Source organism: Vibrio sp. AND4 (genome assembly GCF_000171815.1).
Lineage (GTDB): Bacteria > Pseudomonadota > Gammaproteobacteria > Enterobacterales > Vibrionaceae > Vibrio.
This window is the reverse complement of record NZ_ABGR01000009.1, coordinates 94,800-115,992: the sequence shown is the minus strand read 5'-3', so window position 1 is coordinate 115,992 and position 21,193 is coordinate 94,800. Positions and strand designations below refer to the sequence as shown.

Here is a 21,193-nt window from a genome sequence, read left to right as displayed (position 1 = left end):
ATTAGCTGGTTAGGTCGTCAAAGAACTTCTTAACGCCGTTGAAGAAACCTTCCGATTTTGGCTTGTGTTTTGTTGCCGCCTCACCGCCACAAGATTCTTCAAACTCTTTAAGCAGATCTTTTTGACGAGAACTCAGCTTAACTGGAGTCTCCACCACAAGTTTAACGATCAGATCTCCGACACCGCCGCCACGAACGCCTTTCACACCTTTGCCACGCATACGGAACATGCGGCCAGTCTGCGTTTCTGTCGGTACTTTTAGGTTCACACGACCATCTAGGGTTGGAACTTCAACTTCACCACCTAACGCCGCCATCGCAAAACTCACTGGTACTTCACAGTAAAGGTTGTTGCCCTCACGCTCGAAGATATGGTGCTCTTTCACGTGTACTTGAACGTACAGATCGCCTGCTGGTGCGCCGTGCTCACCCGCTTCACCTTCGCCAGACAGACGAATACGATCACCAGTATCCACGCCTGCAGGAATCTTAACGTTAAGTGTTTTGGTTTTTTGTTTACGGCCTTGACCGTGGCAAGACTTACAAGGATTCTTGATGATTTTGCCTTTACCGTGACAGGTAGGACAGGTCTGCTGAACCGCGAAGAAACCTTGACGCATTTGCACTTGGCCGTGACCATGACAGGTACCACAAGTCTCAGCTGAAGAACCTTTCTCCGCACCGCTGCCGTCACACGTGTCACACTCAACCAATGTTGGTACTTCGATTTCTCTCGATACACCACGAACTGCCTCTTCTAGTGACAATTCCATGTTGTAACGTAGATCTGCGCCACGCTGTGCACGATGACCACCACCACCACGGCGACCACCACCAAAAATATCACCGAATACATCACCGAAGATATCGCCGAAGTCTGCACCGCCGCCGCCGAAGCCGCCACCGCCGCCCATACCGCCTTGTTCAAAGGCTGCATGGCCATATTGGTCGTAGGCTGCACGTTTTTGAGCGTCAGTAAGAATTTCGTACGCTACTTTTACTTCTTTAAACTTTTCTGCAGCGCTATCATCACTCTGATTACGGTCTGGGTGGTATTTCATCGCTAAGCGCTTGTACGCTTTCTTAATATCGCGCTCTGATGCATCGCGGCTTACGCCTAATACTTCGTAAAAATCACGTTTTGACATGTTCTTCGTCACCAATGTAGTACTGCAAACAGTGGCGTCGACCACTGCTTGGTGTTTATATCATTCTAGATAAAGGCTTTAAACAAAAGTGCTTATCTGGAAAGACAGTTAATTACAAACATACGGGCGTATGAGTTCCCCCAAACGCCCGCAAACTAAAGTCTTGTCGACGCTAGGCGACCATAGGCCGCCCAGTTAGAAATATTATTTCTTATCGTCTTTAACTTCTTCGAACTCAGCATCAACAACGTCGTCATCTTGAGCCTGTTGAGCATCAGCGTCAGCACCTTGTGCTTGTTGCGCTTGAGCTTGCTGTTGAGCGATTTCCATTAGCTTTTGAGCGGCTGCCATAAGCGCTTGAACTTTAGCGTCGATAGCTTCTTTGTCATCACCCTTACGAGCTTCTTCAAGCTCAGAGATAGCTGCTTCAATCTTCTCTTTTTCGTCAGCAGGAAGTGCTTCACCAGCTTCTTCGACTTGCTTACGAGTACCGTGAATCATTTGGTCAGCTTGGTTACGTGCAGTCACTAACTCTTCGAACTTTTTGTCCGCTTCTTTGTTAGCTTCTGCTTCTTGTACCATTTTCTCGATTTCTTCGTCTGATAGACCGCCAGAAGCTTGGATAGTGATCTTCTGCTCTTTGCCCGTCGCTTTATCTTTCGCAGATACGTTCAGGATACCGTCAGCATCTAGGTCGAAAGTTACTTCGATTTGTGGCATGCCACGTGGTGCAGGCTGAATGCCTTCTAGGTTGAACTGACCAAGAGACTTGTTGTATGTCGCTTGCTTACGCTCACCTTGCAGTACGTGGATAGTTACCGCGCTTTGGTTGTCTTCAGCTGTCGAGAACACCTGGTCCGCTTTAGTAGGGATAGTTGTGTTCTTCTCGATTAGCTTAGTCATTACACCACCCATCGTTTCGATACCGAAAGACAGAGGAGTAACGTCCAGTAGAAGTACATCTTTAACGTCACCAGCTAGTACACCACCTTGAACGGCAGCACCCATAGCGACTGCTTCATCAGGGTTCACGTCACGGCGCGCTTCTTTACCAAAGAATTCAGCAACTTTCTCTTGAACCATAGGCATACGAGTCTGACCACCAACTAGGATAACGTCAGTGATGTCACCTACTGATAGGTCAGCGTCCGCTAGAGCGACTTTTAATGGCTCAAGAGAGCGTTGAACTAGGTCTTCTACTAGAGATTCTAGCTTCGCACGAGTCACTTTAACGTTCATGTGCTTAGGACCAGTCGCATCCGCAGTCACATAAGGTAGGTTTACGTCAGTTTGAGAAGTAGAAGAAAGCTCGATTTTCGCTTTTTCTGCTGCTTCTTTAACACGCTGCATTGCTAGTGGATCAGTCTTAAGATCGATGCCTTGCTCTTTCTTAAACTCTTCTACTAGGTAGTTGATCATGCGGTTATCGAAATCTTCACCACCAAGGTGAGTGTCACCGTTAGTTGCAAGTACTTCGAATGTCTTCTCGCCTTCAACTTCGTCGATTTCGATGATAGAGATATCGAATGTACCACCACCAAGGTCGTATACCGCGATTGTGCGATCGCCACCTTGCTTGTCCAGACCGTATGCTAGTGCAGCAGCGGTTGGTTCGTTGATGATACGTTTAACATCAAGACCTGCGATACGGCCAGCATCTTTCGTTGCTTGACGCTGAGCATCGTTGAAGTAAGCCGGTACAGTAACAACAGCGCCAGTTACTTCCTCACCAAGGAAATCTTCAGCTGTTTTCTTCATTTTTTTCAGGATTTCAGCTGAAACTTGAGGAGCAGCCATTTTCTGACCTTGCGCTTCTACCCAAGCATCACCGTTGTCAGCCTTAACGATTTTGTAAGGCATGATTTCGATGTCACGCTGAACTTCTTCATCTTCAAAACGACGACCAATTAGACGCTTAATTGCAAATAGCGTGTTAGTTGGGTTTGTAACTGCTTGACGTTTAGCAGGTTGGCCTACTAGCGTTTCACCGTCTGTGTATGCAACAACAGAAGCGGTTGTACGCTCGCCTTCAGCGTTTTCAATTACGCGTGGCTTGTCACCATCTAGAACGGCAACACAAGAGTTAGTAGTACCTAAGTCAATACCAATGATTTTACCCATCAGGCGATCTCCGAATATATTATATTTTCGTTTTGCTATACCCCCTATGTGGGGACGTAGAGTCGGGTTTCAACCCTTACTCACAAACAAAAATAATGTTGTTTGCTTCTCTATGACCAATAGATAAGGGCGCCAAATGGCTTTTCAAGGGAAAGAGCAAAAAAAATTGAAAAAAGTTGTGTAAATAGAGAGGCGAGAGGCGAGAGGCGAGAGGCGAGAGGCGAGAGGCGAGAGAGCGTAACTTCTTTTGGTTAAATAAAGTCAACTCTCATTTGTTCAAACTTTTTCTAAACATATCTACCGAACAAAAGGATAAAACTAACGCTTTAACGAGGGATTAAAGTGAAATATGAAAAACTAAACGTCTGGAAAACAAGTTTCGATTTGTGTAAGCGCACTTATATCAGCGTTCAACACATTCAAGATTATTCTTTCAGAGATCAAATTCGCCGTTCAAGCATATCAATTCCAAGTAATATCGCTGAAGGTGTGGAGCGAAATAGCCCCAAAGAAACCGCTTACTTTTTAAATATCGCAAAAGGTTCAGTTGGAGAACTCAAAACTCAGCTAATGCTGGCTAGAGAACTCGACTACCTTCCCAAAAGTATTTGCGATGAGCTATGTGCATCATGTGAGGACATTGGACGAATTTTAGGTGCTCTTATCACTAAGCATAAAGCGCAGCTCTGATATCTCGACTCTTCAATCTCGATTCTCGTTTCTCCATAAAGCAAAGCGAGGCCCTAAGACCTCGCTTTAGATTCGATTTAGTGAGCAATGCTCATCTATACATTTGCTTGCGCTGGCTCAACATCCACGATTTCTTCTTTACCAATCTCGTTTTCAGACTTGGCAACAATCGTGTTTACGGCAGTATCACCGACAACATTAGATGACGTACAGAACATATCATTAATACGGTCAACTGCGGCAACGATAGCTAAACCTTCTGGTGGCAAGCCCAATTGGTGAAGGATAACGCCAACCATAACCACGCCGCCACCAGGAACACCACCCGCACCGATCGACAGTAGCAGAACCGTAAAGCCTAGTGTCACCAGATCAGATGCCGCGATAGGCTGACCAAATGCGTTCGCACAAAATACCGCTGCAATTGCAATGTAGATTGAAGCACCCGCCATGTTCATCGTTGCACCGAGTGGTACACCAAAGCCAGCAACCGATTTAGAGACACCGATCTTGTCAGTAAGGGTGCGCATCGTGACTGGAATCGTCGCGTTTGAGCTTGCAGTTGAAAGAGAGAAAAGCACTTGCTCACGAGTTTTGCGAGAGAACTCACGTGCAGAGATACCTGTAAACATCTGAACCGCCAGTGGGTAAACCACGAAGATCCAAAGCACCAGCATTGAAACCACAAGTGCTACATAACCCGCTACCGAAGCAAGCGTGCCCGCATCCAGAGTGGCACCAAGCTGAATCATTAGAGCGAAGACACCGTAAGGCGCAAGGCTCATCACAAGACCAATCAGCTTCATCATGATTTCGTTCGCCATCTTAAAGGTGCGAACCGCAGGACCACCTTTTGAATCAAGCGCTTGGATAGCAAGGCCAGTCAGAATTGCCATAAAGATGATTTGCAGCATGTCGCCATTTGCAAACGCCTGAACTGGATTACTTGGAACAATATTCACAACCATAGAGAAGATGTCTGGCGTTTCAGTGGACTTAAGCGCCACAGAATCAGAAATCGTACCCGCAAGGTTTGCGCCTGCACCAGGCTGAACAATCATAGCAACAGTAAGAGCAGCAACAATCGCAACGACGGTATTCAAAATGTAAAGCGTAAAAGTTTTACCACCCAAGCGACCAAAAGAACGAATGTCTTTAAGCTCAACAATGCCACATACAATTGACACGTAAACCAAAGGTACAACCAGCAGTTTGATCAACGAAACGAACATGCCGCCCGCCCCCTCTGCCGTACCTAGGATATAAGTATCAAAAATCGCAATACCGCTAAATAAGTACTGAATAGCTGTACCCAGCACAAGGCCGGCGAACAAGCCAATAAAAATCTTACTAGAAAGCGATTTATCCATCATAAATCTCCGAAATGTTGTGTTTGCTATTTATATTTTTGTAGTTACATCTGCTGTTTTTTTACAACAGACATCGCAAATAATACACAGCAAGGTTACAAAATAAAGACTTTATTTACAGAGATGTTAATAGTTAGGATTAGAGGTAAAACACTAGAAAAATACAGATACTCAGAATTAAATATTGAAGGCAAGCCTGAATGACCACTTATAGACACAGCATTCTATAACTAAACAACATAAAGAAAAGATACACCCTATCAGAAATATATTTTCCGATAAGAAAAACTTTGAAGAGGATCAACTTTAGCACCTACCTCATACTCAAGAGGATGATTATGCTTAAAGTCATATTTGAAGAAAAAACGCCGACTGTTTCGTAGTCGGCGTTTTAATATACTGTGATAGACAATGTTTAGCTGACTATTTAGCCACCATCACCATTGCTGGGCGGATAACGCGGCCGTTGAGCTCATAACCTTTTTGCATAACAAACATGACTGTGTTTGATTCGTGGTCTGGACTCTCTTGAATCGACATCGCTTGGTGGAATTCAGGGTTGAATACCTCACCTTCTGGGTTGATCTCTTTCAAACCAAACTTCGATACTGCGCCTACAAACGTTTTGTGCGTTAGCTCAACACCTTCAATAATCGGCTTCACCACTTCGTGTTCTGCGTCTGCAGCTTGAATGGCGCGCTCTAGATTATCGATAACGGGTAGAAGTTCTTCAGCGAATTTGTTTAGAGCATACTTACGCGCTTTGTCGACTTCTTGTTCAGTACGACGACGCATGTTCTCTACTTCTGCTTTAGCGCGAAGCACCGCATCTTGCTGATCTTTCACTTTTGTCTCGCTAGACAACAGCGCAGCTTCTAGTTGAGCAATTTTAGCGTCTTTCTCGTCACCAATATCTTCAAGTTCTTCTTCGGCTTCTTGTGCTGCCGCTTCCGCCTTCTCAGCTTCTGAGATGATTTGATCAAGCTCTTCTTCTGTTACTTTGTTTTCTTCGTTGCTCATGATATCTCCAGAATTCAACTTAATGTCTTTAAAGCCATTCGATTTTTGCGGGCTCTAACCACATAAAAATTCGCATATTTAGGTAACTTGCCATTATTATGGGGATGAAGATTCCTGATTCAAGCCTCTTTAGTGCGGAAATTCTATGAAAATACCATGTAACGTGATCGCGATTATCGGAAAACCCCGAGATCAGCAAGCGATTCAAACTCACAAAGAGTTGTACGAATGGCTGACATCCGAAGGTTACCAAGTGTTTATCGATGATCGCCTTGCTGCCATTTTAGACGAAATCCCACAAAGCCAGTTTGCAAGCCTCGTCGAACTAGGCAAGCACGCCGATCTCGCCATTGTGGTTGGCGGTGATGGCAACATGTTGGGTGCTGCCCGTGTGTTATCGCGCTTTGATGTCGCCGTTATTGGTGTCAACCGCGGTAACTTAGGCTTCCTAACGGATTTGAACCCGGACGATTTTAAAGCAGCACTAAAAGCCGTACTTAATGGTGAATACATTGAGGAAGAGCGCTTTTTGTTAGAAGCCGAGATCCATCGCAACGGGCAAATCAAAAGCCATAACACGGCATTGAATGAGGCAGTGCTTCACCCAGGCCAAGTGGCGCACATGATTGAGTTTGAAGTCTACATCGATGATAGCTTTGCGTTTTCATTGCGCGCCGATGGCTTAATCGTATCAACACCAACCGGCTCTACGGCCTACTCTTTATCAGGCGGCGGCCCAATTCTGTCACCAAGTTTGAACGCGATATCTTTGGTGCCAATGTTCCCACATACCCTTTCAAGCCGTCCATTGGTTGTCGATGGAAAACGCCGCATTAAATTGATTGTGTCACCTGAGAACCGTGGCACACAAGAAGTCGGCTGTGATGGACAAATCTCACTGCCAGTATCTCCGGGTGATGAGGTCCATATCTATCAAAGCCCAAACGTACTCAAGCTCATTCACCCGAAAGACTACAGCTACTACCATGTGCTGAGAAACAAACTTGGTTGGTCGAGCAAACTGTTTTAACCGACAAAGGTTGGTGGGAAATCATCAACCTTTTTTGAAAAAATCGCCCAATATAAACCACCTAATTTCCCCATAACACATTCAATTTAAACAAGTCGTTGTACCATACGCGACCTGTTTTTCCTTTCCTCATCACAAAAAAATACTTCTTTGATAAAAAATACCGTCCTTGACTTTACTGTATAAAGAAACAGTATATACTGTTTTCTTATACAGTATTGTTCAGTTATACAGGTAAATAAAAATGCTGGCTCATTTAAGTGTTAATAATTTTGCGATTGTTAAGTCCTTACAGCTCGAGCTTTTAAAGGGTATGACCACCATCACTGGTGAAACAGGCGCAGGTAAGTCTATTGCTATTGATGCTTTAGGTCTTTGCCTTGGTGGACGAGCCGATGCAGGCATGGTTCGGCAAGGCGAAGAAAAAACCGAAGTCAGCGCCGCCTTTTTACTGGACAACAATCTACACGCAACGCGTTGGCTAGAAGATAACGACCTGCTGGATGGCAGCGAATGTATCTTGCGTCGCACCATCACCAAAGAGGGCCGCTCAAGAGCCTTCATCAACGGCAGCCCTGTCCCACTTTCACAGCTCAAATCTCTCGGACAACGGTTGATCAACATCCATGGGCAGCATGCGCACCATCAATTGATGAAGAGCGAGCATCAAATGGCCATGCTTGACCAATATGCTGGGCACCTAAACTTGCTAAAAAGCACTCGCAGTACCTACCAGCATTGGCGTCAGGCCGATAATAACCTTAAGCAGCTAAAAAAGAACAGCCATCAAAATCAGGCACAAAAGCAGTTGCTTGAATACCAAATCAAAGAACTGAATGAGTTATCGCTAGGTGAAGAAGAATTCGCAGAGCTCGAACAAGAGCACAAACGACTGTCTAACAGCGGCGAACTTGCCGCTACCTGTCAGCAAGCCATCGAACTTATTTACGAGGGTGAAGAAGTCAATGCGCTTAGTATTTTGCAATCGGCCAATCACGCCCTAAGTGAACTGGCTGAGTTGGATGACAAATTAGCTGAATTGCCAACTATGCTGGCAGAAGCAATGATCCAACTGGAAGAAACCAAGAACGAACTTCGTAGCTACCTTGATGGTATAGATGTCGATCCGGGGCGCATGGCTTATGTCGAAGAACGTTTTTCCAAAGTGATGTCGATGGCTCGCAAGCACCACGTGATGCCCGATGAGCTATACCAACATCATCAAGAGCTTTTGGCACAAGTCGAAGCATTAGATTGCTCGGATGAGCGCTTAGAAGAGCTAGCCCAAGAAGTTGAACAACAATACCAAAGTTTCCTGACTCAAGCAGAGAAACTGCACAAATCACGCAGCCGTTACGCAAAAGAGCTGAACAAGCTGATCACTCAAAGCATGCACGAATTGAGCATGGAAAAAGCCGTCTTTAGCATTGAAGTAAACAACGAGAACACTCATCCGTCACCACTTGGCATGGACAATATATGCTTCTTGGTTTCAACCAACCCAGGCCAACCATTACAGCCAATTGCCAAGGTAGCATCGGGGGGGGAACTATCGCGTATCTCACTCGCGATCCAAGTGATCACCGCACAAAAAGTCGATACACCAAGTTTAATCTTCGATGAAGTCGATGTGGGTATCAGTGGCCCAACAGCAGCCGTGGTTGGAAAAATGCTACGCAAGCTGGGTGAATCGACCCAAGTCATGTGTGTTACCCACTTACCGCAAGTCGCCGGCTGTGGCCACCAGCAAATGTTTGTCGCAAAACACACCAAAGGCGGCCAAACGGAGACCCAGATGCGCTCACTCGATGAAGAGCAACGCGTGGCAGAGCTAGCCCGCCTTCTTGGTGGCAGCCAAATCACAGACTCAACATTGGCCAACGCAAAAGAACTGCTTATCGCCGCTTAACTTGTTATTTGAGTCACTGCCCATCCATCAGGTCAGTGGCTCATGTTCGTCCAAAGCTCATGCTCGCCCAAAGCACCAACTGCCCCTTTTTGCTTTTACTTTTTAGTGCGCGAATGAACAATGTTGTGCTGGGTATGACTCAATATCGAGCAATAAATGCAACTCAACTCAAAATTCGTGGTCAGATTTCCTACCATGCGACGCATAGCTTTTTACATCTGCGTCGAGCTTGTTTATTATCAGCGCAGTATTTTAAAGGTTACTAAGAAATTATTATGCAATTGAAGAAGTGGTTAGTTGCCGTACCATTAGCAATGACATTGCTGACAGGATGTTCGGTATTGGAAAAACTGGTTTATCGCATTGATATCAACCAAGGCAACTATGTAGAACAAAGTGCGGTTGATAAATTAAAGGTTGGGATGACTAAAGCACAAGTTCGCTACGTTCTTGGTTCACCTATGTTGGTGGAAAATGGCTACCCAAATACGTGGTACTACATTTACCACCAAACTCCAGGTCACGGTGACTCAGTGCAAAAAAATCTTATCGTTCAGTTTAACGACCAAGGTACGCTGTCAGACATCACTGGTGACTATCCGAAGAGCGATGCGTTTTACCAAAAAATTCAGTAAAGCAGCCTACTTTCGCAATATTGTTAAAGCCTTTGCGCACGCAAAGGCTTTTTGTATCCGCTGACTTTCTCTAAGCGCTCTGCTTAGCGGCGATCACTGATTCCCAGCAATTTTTGCCTGTTCCGCCCGCTTTCGACGAATCTCTTTAGGGTCTGCCAATAATGGTCGGTAAATTTCAATGCGATCTTTATCACGCACCGTTGCTTCTAAGCGGACGTTACGGCTGTAAACACCCACCTTATTTTTCTTCAAATCAATCTCAGGGTACAGCTCAAGTACACCCGACTGGCTGATGATCTCTTCCACTGTGGCTTGGTTGTTCACCACTAGGTTAAACACACGCTGCTCTTGAGGTAAGGCATACACCACCTCGACATGAATCATGTCCGACTCAATACTCATAGCATTCGTACACCTGTTTCGCTCGGCTGGTAAAAGCATTCACCATATTGCTGGTTAGATCATTAAAAATCTTACCAAAAGCCATCTCGATCATCTTGCTGGAAAACTCAAACTCCAGTTTCAGCTCTACTTTACACGCTTGTTCATCGAGTGACGTAAAGATCCACCCGCCACGTAATGTCTTAAATGGTCCATCGACCAAGTTCATCATGATGGCCTGCCCAGGGACAAGCTCGTTAGACGTGGTGAACGTTTTGCTGATACCTGCTTTTGCAACATCGACAGAAGCCACCATACCCTCGCCCGAAGACTCAATGATTCTTGAACCTGAACAACCAGGCAAAAACTCAGGATACTTAGAAACATCATTGACCAGATCGAACATCTGCTCTGCACTAAAAGACACCAAAGCAGAACGGCTGATTTGCTTCATACACACTCCTATCGATACGCGTACAAGTTTAAGACTTGTGCCAATTTTACTTTTATTCCACGATAGCGCAAATAAAAGGATTTCCTAACCTATATCCAACCCGTATAATGAGGTCATTATGGTAAAGAAAAAATCAAAGCAAAAAGCGGGTAGCAACACTATCGCGCTGAATAAAAAAGCTCGCCACGAATACTTCATTGATGATGAAATCGAAGCTGGCATGGAGCTACAAGGCTGGGAAGTGAAATCACTTCGCCAAGGCAAAGCTAATATCGCTGAAAGCTACGTTTTCATGCGTGACGGTGAGGCTTATGTCAGCGGAATGACCATCACTCCTCTTAATCAGGCTTCTACTCACGTTGTCGCGAACCCGACACGCGTGCGCAAACTATTGATGAGTCGTCGTGAACTCGACAACCTTCTCGGTCGCATCAACCGTGAAGGCATGACACTCGCCGCACTATCATTGTATTGGTCTCGCTCTTGGGTGAAGATCAAAATCGGTGTTGCTAAAGGTAAAAAGCTGCACGATAAACGCACTGATATGAAAGAAAAAGATTGGGCGAGAGATAAAGCACGAATTATGAAGAGTAGTTTGCGTTAATTTTAAGCACTTAAACGCACAGAACTAGACAGGATAAGCTTTTCTGGTACTATGCAGTTAACACTTGGGGCTGATTTAGGATTCGACAGGAATTTTGAAGTCTGAGGTGCATGCCGTGGGGCGGTTGGCCACGTTAAAAGCCGCAAAAAAATAGTCGCAAACGACGAAAACTTCGCACTAGCAGCTTAATAACCTGCTCAGAGCTCTCTTACCCTAGCTTCCGCTCGTAAGACGGGGAACAATAAGAGATCAAACCCAAACTAGCTAGCGTGGCTTCTCCCACCTGAGAGGAAAAGCGCGAATTATAATTCAGGTTAGCCTTTAACTAGCGTGTCGGTTCGCAGGTTGCTGGTGAATTTAAAGATCGACTAAGCATGTAGTACCAATGATGAATGATTTTTGGACGCGGGTTCAACTCCCGCCAGCTCCACCAAACGTTTGGAAAGGGCCAACTCGAAAGAGTTGGCCCTTTTTGTTTGCCTTCAGGTTCGGTTTAACCGGATAAATCTAAACAAGGAAATATGGCAACATCATTTCAAAACACGCCTAGTAATGCGTCAGGAGTTTGCTGGGAAGAAATCGTTCAGAGTAACGTCAATAAAATCAAAGCTGACAGCACTAAAGCTCTAACACCCTCTGACAAAGGCTGAAAAAAGATAGAACTGACTGAAAATGGTGCTGGTCGTAATGTTAAGAGCATTACGGCTAGTATGAAGCGCTAGAATTTATCACCGAGAGCGGTATGCAATGATTAATTGGTGAACTAACACAAAGCCAAGCGTTGAAATCGCTTACGCATAAATGTACTGAAGCTAAAACAACAGATAATTATGCTGTCCCATCCTGCTATATTGAACAGTCTGGCGGTTGGGGGCAAAATGCACACTGACATTCTGTAGTGATAGTTAAGAAAGTGAAGATAGAAAAATTACACGTTAGCGTACACGAAGCATCATCCAATCAAAATATTTCAATATTCAGACATAATGACACCATTAAAAAATAGAAATTTTAATGGAGTAAATAACACGTGGACTAATAGTGCGATTAAGTACAAGTCACGCTCTAGAAAAAGAGTAAAGGTTACTCACCCCAGAGCTTTTTCCATGCTAGCTTTTCTTGAATATCCTCTATTTTCTTTCTTGTTTTAGGAGGACGAACTGGCAGTTCTTTCTTGGTATTCTTTTTGTTAGTTACAGTCATATAATCCCAAACCTTATGATGCACAAATCGCGACACTGTTAATCCAGCGGTTATTTTCTTTATAGGCAACAAGCCTGCCAAGAATATCTCTCAACTCAATCCGGTATGTATATGATGGAGCAATTGATGATGCGGATATTTTTGCACCTCTTAACCCTTTCATAAAGACGGTTTCTGATTTTATTGTTGTATTTGATTCGTTTAAATATTTAATATTAAATGCTGACATTTTATTTCTCTTGTATATTATGCCAATCGTAGTAAATAGCGGATCATTCTCGCTTGTTATAACGCCCCATAACTCACTTAACACCTTGATTGTAAATAAATTACTAATCGAAAGATTTAGGCTTGTTGTTCGGAATTTTTCTGCGCTGTTTATGATTACTTATTTAGTTTGATTGGTATTAGTTCACCACAATAAACGAGAAAAATCCCATTTAGGCGGTTATTTATTATTTCACTCTATAACTGGCAAAAAGCACGGTACATTACTTCGAGTATTGTTAAATCCGTTCGCTTAACTTACATACATAAAAAGAGAATATGATGACGAGATAAAGGTGCAGCAAATAAGCCACTGAAGGGACGATTGAGGAAGATAGATGTGTGAAATATTTACTTGAAGGAAGGCAAGCAGCTTAACTGCTTGCCAACGCTTTAATTCTTATCCAGCTACAACGTTAGCTGCTTGAAGGCCTTTCGGGCCTTGCTCTACGCTGAAAGACACTTTTTGTCCTTCAACTAGCGTTTTGAAGCCTTCTGAAACAATAGCTTGGAAATGTACGAATACATCCGCGCCGCCATTATCTTGAGTTAGGAAGCCGAAACCTTTCGACTCGTTAAACCATTTTACAGAACCAGTTGCTTTGTTAGACATAATTTGTCCCTTATATTTAATAAAATTTAATCGTTAAAATTACGATTGATACGCTTGAAGCTTGAATTATTTAATGCATCAATGAAGCTAAGGGAAACACAGAGGATAACAACTAGGGAATTCTGAGGGTTTTTCTTTACAGCGAGAGTTTCATTTAATAACTCTGAACAACAGAGCAACGCCATAGTGCGCCATTATTTCTTATATGTAAAGAGATATTGTCTTTTTTTTAAAAAATATTAAATCCGCAAAGTTTAAATACACCATTTCCTTTTCACGCAGCGTACTCGCCAGAGACTTTAACCAACCACTGCTCTACCGAAATCTGGCTGATGTTCCCCAGCGTTCGGATTGCGGTGTGGCGACCCTTCTGTATCTGTGACGATTGATAAACTCGACTCTACTGTAATAATTTAAAGAGTACGATACCCAGCCGCCTCGGATGCTGGAGTATACAAACCCATCACTATTATCAAGTGCATGTCAGGTTTTACTGGCCGAGGTTGACCAAAATTACCAATAGGAGTATCACTCCTGCTTCGTTCCATTGTGGTTAGAGGAAAGCGTTTGGAACACATAGATGAATTATTAATGGCGACGAAACCATTGCTTGAACACTATGGCTATCTCGCCCTTATCGTCAGCATTTTTCTTGAGGGCATTGGCATTCCGATGCCCGGACAGTCCCTGATGATTGCAGCGTCAATCATCGCATCCGAGCATGTCATGAACCTCAGCTTGGTCATTATCATTTCCTGGCTGAGCTGTTTTTTTGGCAACACTTGTGGTTATTTAATTGGCTACTACTTTGAAGGCTGGTTGGATAAGAAAGGTTACATTTCTGGGCCTAAAATGCAGAGGCTACAAAATACAATTCAAAAGTATGGCCCTGCTTGTTTGGTAGTAAGTCGCTTTATTGAGGGAATGAAGCAGTTTATGCCGCTCGCTTGTGGTATTGCTAAGATGCCGCGCAACGCATTTTTGTTAGGAAATGCTCTCGCAACCACCATTTGGGTTGCCGTGTTCAGCGTGCTGGTTAATTTCACCTTTGAGCATTTAAGCGTACTCAGTCAGTTCTACACTGAGCACCGGTATCTGGTTTGGTCGAGTGCCGCTTTGCTGTTCTCACTGATGCTCTTCATGCTTATCAAGCGTAAAAAACGTAATTAGTCTACATCAGTAAAACTCTCAAAAAGCCCACAGTATCAATAAGATATTTTAGGTGGGCTTTTTTGGTGCGTCTTTCTATTAAAATTAACCAGCCATTTAGACGTCTAGACGTTGACAACAATTAGGCATCCGATTAGTCTGCACGCCTTATTTGTTGATTATGTTGTCGTTCACATGTCTGGTTCTAAACATTCTAATAAAGCCATCGCACCATCAGCGATCGCACTTTTACCTTTAGTACTGTTTCTTACGCTGTTTATTGGTGTAGGCACTTACTTATCTTTTCAGGGCGTTGCCCTTGCATTTTATCAATTCCCGGCTCCTATCGCCGCTCTGCCCGCGGTGATCCTTGCTCTTATTCTTAGTAAAGATAAGCTCAATCGCGCCATTGAGCACTTTATGCAGGGGGTTGGCCACACTGATATCATCGCTATGTGTATGATCTACTTGCTTGCTGGGGCTTTTGCTTCTGTTGCAAAAGCGTCAGGCGGAGTGGATGCGACAGTGAATTTTGGTTTGGCTATTCTGCCGCCAAGCCTCATTTTGCCCGGTATTTTTGTGATTTCAGCCTTCATTGCGACCGCGATGGGCACCTCGATGGGAACCATTGCAGCAATTGCACCTGTTGCGTTAGGTATCGCGCAGTCCGCGGGGATGAGTCTTCCACTTACCGCAGGTGTGGTACTGAGCGGCGCGATGTTCGGGGATAACCTTTCAATCATCTCTGACACAACCATTGCGGCAACACGCTCTCAGGGCTGCCAGATGAAGGATAAATTCAGAGAGAATATTCGAATAGCAATACCAGCAGCAGTCATTGCGATTCTGATTTTCACCTACTTTAGTACCGAAGCAGTATTGCCGGAGACAGGAGCGATTGAGTGGCTTAAGATCTTGCCGTATATCGCTATTCTTATTTTGGCAGCTTCAGGAGTGAACGTCTTCGTCGTCTTGACGATAGGGATAGCGCTAGCGGGCATCAGTTGTCTGACCTTTGTGGAAAATTATGCCGTGGCTAACCTTGCAAATGATGTTTACTCTGGCTTCACAAATATGCAAGAGATATTCTTGCTCTCGATGCTGATCGGCGGATTGAGTGAGCTTATGCGTCGTCAGGGTGGCTTAGCATTTCTGACAAACCTTGTCAGTATCGTTATCGCTAAATTTAGCTCCAAGCACAGTCAGAACGTTAGCAGCCGTGCTAGCGAACTAGGCATCGCAGGCCTTGTTGCATTGGTCAATACCTGCACAGCCAACAACACGGTTGCCATCATCGTATCTGGCAGCGTGGCTCGCCAACTGGCCGAAGAGAACAATGTATCCCCACGTCGCTCTGCCAGTTTGTTGGATATCTTCTCGTGCGTGATTCAGGGTGTACTGCCATACGGTGCGCAGGTCCTGCTACTTGGGTCTGTATTTCACCTCTCTCCACTAGAGGTCGTCGCGAATTCTTACTACTGTTTTGCCTTGGCTATTGCGGCCATCGTGGCCGTGTTTATCAAGCATCCAGCTCGGCAACAAACGCCTCAGACAGAAGGCTAATATTTCGTATAAAAAGGCTCCGCTTGGAGCCTTTTTTTTGCGCTCTCGCTCAATGGTATCTCGAAAACTTGTCGCATTAAAAAACACTGCACTTGCTCTTCGTGACCGAAGCAACGCAGTAATATAAAACGGGAACATAAAGGGAGAATAGCGCAGCACCATAAGCATTTGGAACACGGCAAACCCAAAAGTAAAAGCCTATATAAATAAATAACTTACATGGCAAATAACAGAACCTATCCAGCAAGGTACATGGGAGACCAAAACCTCACCAACAAAACCAGCCACCGCTATGTTGCGTTTTTATCTCAACACCTGCGATGCAATGCGCCCTTCGCCATTTATCTGATCTGAACTGAAAATCGACTCAGCATCACACCTGCCCTTTTATATATACAGTACACTGTGTTAGTCATATTTTATTACGGAACTTTTATATGAAATCAACATGGATCCCTTTCGCCCTATCCGGTCTTGCACTGACGGGCTGTTTTTCGGAAGAAGTCAAACAAACAGAAACCATTGCAGTGCCAATTAAAGCAACAGCGGCTGATAAAATATTCTTTGGTGGAGACATCCTCACCATGGCTGGAGATACCCCAGAATACGCTGAAGCGATTGCAACATCGGGTGAAGAAATCATCTATGTGGGCAACAAAGAGGGGGCGATGGAGCATAAGTTTGGTAAGACCCAGTTGGTTGATTTAAAAGGTCAAACCCTTATTCCCGGTTTTATTGATCCTCACAGCCATGTTTATGGTGTCGGTCTGCAGGCGATGGTGGCGAATGTCCTTCCCTCTCCTGATGGTCAAGCAGACACAGTGGATGACATTGTGACCATTCTAAAATCCGCCGTTCAAGACCAAACAAAGCGTCTTTTCATAGAGAAAACCGGTTGGATACTTGGCTTTGGTTACGACGATGCGCAGCTTGATCGCTACCCAACGAAAGCAGATTTGGACAAAGTCAGCACAGACACACCCATTCTTATTATTCATACCTCTGGTCACTTAAGTGTTGCGAACAGTAAAGCACTTGAATTAGCTGGCATCACTGCGGAAACTCAAGACCCTCAGGGTGGCGTTATTCGCCGACTAGATGGTAGCCAAGAGCCAAACGGAGTGTTAGAGGAAAATGCGCACTTTATTATGCTTTTCAGTTTTACTAAGGCCATTGACCTAGAACTGCAAGACATGATGCTTGAGGCAGCTCAAAAGATGTATGCCGAATATGGTTACACAACCGCTCAGGAAGGTCGCGCGACACTAGAGGGTTATGAAGCAATGAAGCGCGCCTCTAAAGAAGGCAAGTTACTTATCGATTTGGTGGCTTATGCCGATATGGTTTCAAGCAGCGAGTTTATGAACTCTGAATACAACTCTCTCACCTACACCAATCATTTCCGTATTGGTGGTGTTAAGCTGAATTTTGATGGCTCACCTCAAGGTAAAACGGCTTGGTTAACTCAACCCTACTTCCACCCACCTCATGGTCAACCAAAAAGCTATCTTGGATATCCAACGTTTAAAGATGAAAAAGCTTACCAATACGTGGAAACGGCATTTCAAAACGACTGGCAGGTTCTAACACACTCCAATGGAGATGCGGCGATAGAGCAATTTATTGATGCCGTTGCCAAAGCGAACGAAAAGCTGGGCAAAAAAGACCGACGCCCAGTGCTGATACACGGACAAACCATTCGCCAAGACCAAATTGACCGCTTAGCTGAATTGGGAATATTCCCATCACTCTTTCCAATGCACACCTTCTACTGGGGTGATTGGCATGTAGAATCGGTTTTGGGTCACCCTCGAGCAGACTTTATTTCACCAACCAAAGCCGTCCGAAACGCAGGCCTGATGTTCAGCACTCATCATGACGCCCCAGTCGCTCTACCGAGTTCATTCCGGGTATTGGATGCGACCGTGAACCGAACAACTCGAACCGATAAAGTCCTAGGACCAGATCAAAGAGTCGACGCTTACACGGCATTGCAAGCCATGACGATTTGGCCTGCCTATCAATACTTTGAGGAAGCAACAAAAGGCAGTTTAGAGGTAGGTAAAAACGCTGACCTAATCATCTTAGATAAAAACCCATTAAAAGTAGAACCAAGCGCCTTGAAAGACTTAAAAGTCCAGCAAACCATCAGTCGTGGTGAAACCGCTTATCAACGTTAACCCTGCTAGATCTTTGAACCGCAACCGCCTCAGATGAGGCGGTTTTTATCAGGCAAATTTCAACTGCATCCTCAGTTTACAAAACACCTGTCGTGAGCCCTGCGAATTAAGTTTAATTCGGCACTGCAAACCCGCTGCAATCGATGTCTTGATGCGCGTGATGTCAATAATTAAAACAAAAGCCAGCCCCCTTTCGCATTCACTATTAACCAATAATTATGCACCCCCCCCCTACTCACCATGAGTTTTCGCTGTAAACCGCCCCCGTATACCAAGTGAACTTTTCTTTAACAACAGCCTTGTACCACGTGCTCACCATCACATTAATGGCGAGCATTAGTTAAAAAGGTTTACAATTAGATTACAAAAAAGGGTAATGTTTTCGCACGAAAATTAATCATAGAAATATCAAACAGGGAAAGTAATCATGCAGTCATTAGTTGATTTACTGAATGGAATAATCTGGAGTCCTGCGCTGATTTATCTGTGCCTTGGCGCTGGTTTGTTCTACTCGATCATGACGCGCTTTGTGCAGATTCGTCATTTCTTTGAAATGTGGCGCTTACTGCTAAGTGGTAAAAGTTCAACCAAAGGGATTTCATCATTTCAAGCATTGGCCGTTTCACTATCTGGCCGTGTCGGTACAGGTAACATTGCAGGCGTTGCCGCTGCTATCGGCTTCGGTGGTCCGGGGGCGGTTTTCTGGATGTGGGTGGTTGCCTTTTTTGGCGCTGCAACGGCATACGCAGAATCAACACTGGCACAAATATACAAAGAAGAAGATGAAGGCGAATTCCGCGGCGGACCTGCTTATTACATAGAAAAAGCCATGGGTCAAAAGTGGTACGCGTGGATCTTCGCTATCGCAACAATCTTTGCCTGTGGCGTTTTACTTCCTGGTGTTCAGTCAAACAGTATCGGTAACGCGGTAGAAGCGGCATTTGGCTCAGGTGATATGATTGAAACTGCGATTGGTACCTTCAGTTTCGCTAAAATTTTAACTGGGACAGTGGTTTGTATCATTCTCGCCTTCATCATCTTTGGTGGTGTAAAACGCATCGCGAACTTCACTCAGATTGTGGTTCCGTTTATGGCTCTGGCTTACATCATCACTGCGTTCATTATCATTTTGCTTAACATCGGTGAAATTCCACGCATCCTTGGTATGATCCTGAGTGATGCATTCACACCAATGGCCGGATTTGGTGCAGCGATCGGTTGGGGTGTAAAACGCGGTGTTTACTCTAACGAAGCTGGTCAAGGCACTGGCCCTCATGCAGCGGCAGCGGCAAATGTTGATCACCCAGCACAACAAGGTTTAGTTCAGTCATTCTCGATTTATATCGATACACTGCTCGTATGTTCTGCAACCGCATTTATGATTCTTATTACTGGCGCGTACAACGTACAGGACGCCGTTGAAGGGACATTCCTGGTACAAAACCTGCCAGCGAATATCGGTGCAAATGGGCCTGTATTTACACAGATGGCAATTGAAAGTGCACTTCCAGGCGTTGGTAAGCTGTTCATTGCCATTGCTCTGTTCTTCTTTGCTTTCACAACGATTCTGGCTTACTACTACATTGCAGAGACCAACATCGCGTACATCCGACGTACTTTCAAAGTAAACGGCTTGATGTTCATCCTGAAGCTTGTGATTATCACGGCCGTATTTTACGGCACAGTAAAAACAGCCAATCTCGCATGGGCAATGGGTGATGTCGGGGTTGGCCTAATGGCTTGGCTGAACATCATTGGTATTGTGATCATTTTCTTCATGTCAAAGCCCGCACTAAAAGCGCTGACTGACTATGAAGAACAGCAAAAACGTGGCGTCACTGAGTTTACCTTTAACCCTGTCGCTCTGGGTATTAAAGGTGCCGATTACTGGGAAGAAAAGTACAAACGTAAAACAGGCAATGCTCCAACGGCAGACAGCGATACAACCGGAACGGTAAAACACGCTTCTACGTAAAGTCGACTTGAAACCTCACGCAATAGGTGAGAGTGAGCGATAAGAAAAGGTAGCAGTCCAAATAACGGACATCAAAAAAGGGTTAGCCGCTGGCTAACCCTTTTGTTTTACATTCCATTCGGAGCGATTATGCCGCAACTTCTTGCGCAGCAACTTGAGGCTTTTGCTTTTCGCCGATAGGAAGTACAGTGCGGCCGTACTCGTTATTTAGAACTTGAGCCATTGCAAAATAAATTGCGCTCGCGCCACAGAAAATACCTTCAAAACCAGCGATAGTGCCGATCAGTGTGCTGCCTGAGAAGTCACGTGCTGCAAGAAGGAAAAACAGGATAGTAAGGGAACCAAATACAACTTGCTTCGCGACTGGGTAGCATAGAGAGCCGATGAACATGAAACCAGTGAAGATGCCCCATAGAAGTAGGTACCACCCCATGAAATGAGCAGGGCTAGCTGGTAGACCCATGTAAGGCATGACGATCAGACCAACCAATGTTAGCCAGAACAGACCGTAAGAAGTAAACGCAGTGGTACCGAATGTGTCACCACGCTTGAAGCACATCATGCCAACAAGTACTTGGCTTAGACCACCGTAAAAGATGCCCATCGCCAAAATCATAGAGTCCATTGGGAAGAAACCTGCATTGTGGATGTTTAGCAGAATGGTAGTCATACCAAACCCCATTAGACCTAGTGGCGCTGGGTTAGCCAGTTTTGTAGACATGTACATTACCTTTTCAAAAATGTGAATAAAAATTGCGCGCGAATTCTAATCGACAAAAAAGCAAAAGAGAAAAGACGTTATTGAAAACTTAGATTACACAAACAGGCAACAAAACAATTAAAAAAAGGCCCTGCCAAAAAGCAGAGCCCTTATAAACAGTT

At 44.7% G+C, this 21,193-nt stretch carries 18 protein-coding genes and 1 other RNA gene; 10 read left to right on the top strand and 9 right to left on the bottom strand.

The window, feature by feature from the left end:
* Position 1 precedes the first annotated feature (1 nt).
* Positions 2-1,147, bottom strand: a complete 1,146-nt coding sequence (gene dnaJ, locus AND4_RS11635; protein WP_009843168.1) for a molecular chaperone DnaJ — start codon at positions 1,145-1,147, stop codon at positions 2-4.
* Between the two features lie 204 nt (positions 1,148-1,351).
* The gene (gene dnaK, locus AND4_RS11630) at positions 1,352-3,268 is read right to left on the bottom strand and encodes a molecular chaperone DnaK (RefSeq protein ID WP_009843167.1); all 1,917 of its coding nucleotides are present in this window, start codon (positions 3,266-3,268) and stop codon (positions 1,352-1,354) included.
* Between the two features lie 342 nt (positions 3,269-3,610).
* On the opposite strand from dnaK, the gene AND4_RS11625 reads away from it, so the two are divergent.
* On the top strand, positions 3,611-3,958 hold the full coding sequence (locus tag AND4_RS11625) for a four helix bundle protein (RefSeq protein ID WP_009843166.1): 348 nt from the start codon (positions 3,611-3,613) through the stop codon (positions 3,956-3,958).
* 95 nt (positions 3,959-4,053) lie between these two features.
* On the opposite strand, the gene AND4_RS11620 is transcribed toward AND4_RS11625, so the two are convergent.
* On the bottom strand, positions 4,054-5,328 hold the full coding sequence (locus AND4_RS11620) for a dicarboxylate/amino acid:cation symporter (protein WP_009843165.1): 1,275 nt from the start codon (positions 5,326-5,328) through the stop codon (positions 4,054-4,056).
* A 423-nt stretch (positions 5,329-5,751) separates the two neighbouring features.
* Positions 5,752-6,348: a nucleotide exchange factor GrpE gene (grpE, locus tag AND4_RS11615; RefSeq protein WP_009843164.1), complete on the bottom strand. Its 597-nt coding sequence runs from the start codon at positions 6,346-6,348 to the stop codon at positions 5,752-5,754.
* Positions 6,349-6,493: 145 nt separating this feature from the next.
* On the opposite strand from grpE, the gene nadK reads away from it, so the two are divergent.
* From nadK to bamE, 3 genes are all read left to right on the top strand, one after another.
* The gene (gene nadK, locus AND4_RS11610) at positions 6,494-7,378 is read left to right on the top strand and encodes an NAD(+) kinase (protein ID WP_009843163.1); all 885 of its coding nucleotides are present in this window, start codon (positions 6,494-6,496) and stop codon (positions 7,376-7,378) included.
* Between the two features lie 244 nt (positions 7,379-7,622).
* Entirely contained in the window at positions 7,623-9,287 is a 1,665-nt protein-coding gene (gene recN / locus AND4_RS11605) for a DNA repair protein RecN (RefSeq protein WP_009843162.1), read from the top strand.
* A gap of 275 nt (positions 9,288-9,562) precedes the next feature.
* The gene (gene bamE / locus AND4_RS11600; RefSeq protein ID WP_009843161.1) at positions 9,563-9,922 is read left to right on the top strand and encodes an outer membrane protein assembly factor BamE; all 360 of its coding nucleotides are present in this window, start codon (positions 9,563-9,565) and stop codon (positions 9,920-9,922) included.
* A gap of 93 nt (positions 9,923-10,015) precedes the next feature.
* On the opposite strand, the gene AND4_RS11595 is transcribed toward bamE, so the two are convergent.
* Positions 10,016-10,324, bottom strand: a complete 309-nt coding sequence (locus tag AND4_RS11595; RefSeq protein WP_009843160.1) for an RnfH family protein — start codon at positions 10,322-10,324, stop codon at positions 10,016-10,018.
* Entirely contained in the window at positions 10,314-10,757 is a 444-nt protein-coding gene (locus tag AND4_RS11590; RefSeq protein ID WP_009843159.1) for an SRPBCC family protein, read from the bottom strand. Before AND4_RS11590 ends, AND4_RS11595 begins: the two co-directional genes overlap by 11 nt.
* 118 nt (positions 10,758-10,875) lie before the next feature.
* Between AND4_RS11590 and smpB the strand changes: the two genes are divergently transcribed.
* Positions 10,876-11,361: an SsrA-binding protein SmpB gene (gene smpB, locus AND4_RS11585; protein WP_009843158.1), complete on the top strand. Its 486-nt coding sequence runs from the start codon at positions 10,876-10,878 to the stop codon at positions 11,359-11,361.
* Positions 11,362-11,427: 66 nt separating this feature from the next.
* Positions 11,428-11,794, top strand: a transfer-messenger RNA (tmRNA) gene (gene ssrA / locus AND4_RS19545).
* A 783-nt stretch (positions 11,795-12,577) separates the two neighbouring features.
* On the opposite strand, the gene AND4_RS19540 is transcribed toward ssrA, so the two are convergent.
* Entirely contained in the window at positions 12,578-12,793 is a 216-nt protein-coding gene (locus tag AND4_RS19540) for a hypothetical protein (RefSeq protein WP_083796285.1), read from the bottom strand.
* 438 nt (positions 12,794-13,231) lie between these two features.
* Positions 13,232-13,444: a cold-shock protein gene (locus AND4_RS11580; RefSeq protein WP_009843155.1), complete on the bottom strand. Its 213-nt coding sequence runs from the start codon at positions 13,442-13,444 to the stop codon at positions 13,232-13,234.
* A 591-nt stretch (positions 13,445-14,035) separates the two neighbouring features.
* Between AND4_RS11580 and AND4_RS11575 the strand changes: the two genes are divergently transcribed.
* The 4 genes from AND4_RS11575 to AND4_RS11560 all read left to right on the top strand — a co-directional run bounded on the left by AND4_RS11575 (position 14,036) and on the right by AND4_RS11560 (position 20,311).
* Complete coding sequence (locus AND4_RS11575) at positions 14,036-14,614, top strand: DedA family protein (RefSeq protein WP_043991635.1); 579 nt, start codon at positions 14,036-14,038, stop codon at positions 14,612-14,614.
* 174 nt (positions 14,615-14,788) lie between these two features.
* A complete protein-coding gene (locus AND4_RS11570) occupies positions 14,789-16,156 on the top strand; it encodes a Na+/H+ antiporter NhaC family protein (protein WP_009843153.1) in 1,368 nt (455 codons plus the stop codon).
* A 437-nt stretch (positions 16,157-16,593) separates the two neighbouring features.
* On the top strand, positions 16,594-18,336 hold the full coding sequence (locus AND4_RS11565; protein WP_009843152.1) for an amidohydrolase: 1,743 nt from the start codon (positions 16,594-16,596) through the stop codon (positions 18,334-18,336).
* Positions 18,337-18,763: 427 nt separating this feature from the next.
* Positions 18,764-20,311 (top strand): alanine/glycine:cation symporter family protein, encoded by a 1,548-nt coding sequence (locus tag AND4_RS11560; protein ID WP_009843151.1) that lies wholly within the window; start codon positions 18,764-18,766, stop codon positions 20,309-20,311.
* 127 nt (positions 20,312-20,438) lie between these two features.
* Here AND4_RS11560 and AND4_RS11555 read toward each other — a convergent pair whose 3' ends face one another.
* Positions 20,439-21,032, bottom strand: coding sequence for a GPR1/FUN34/YaaH family transporter (locus AND4_RS11555; protein ID WP_009843150.1), 594 nt, complete (start codon positions 21,030-21,032; stop codon positions 20,439-20,441).
* Positions 21,033-21,193: the final 161 nt, after the last annotated feature.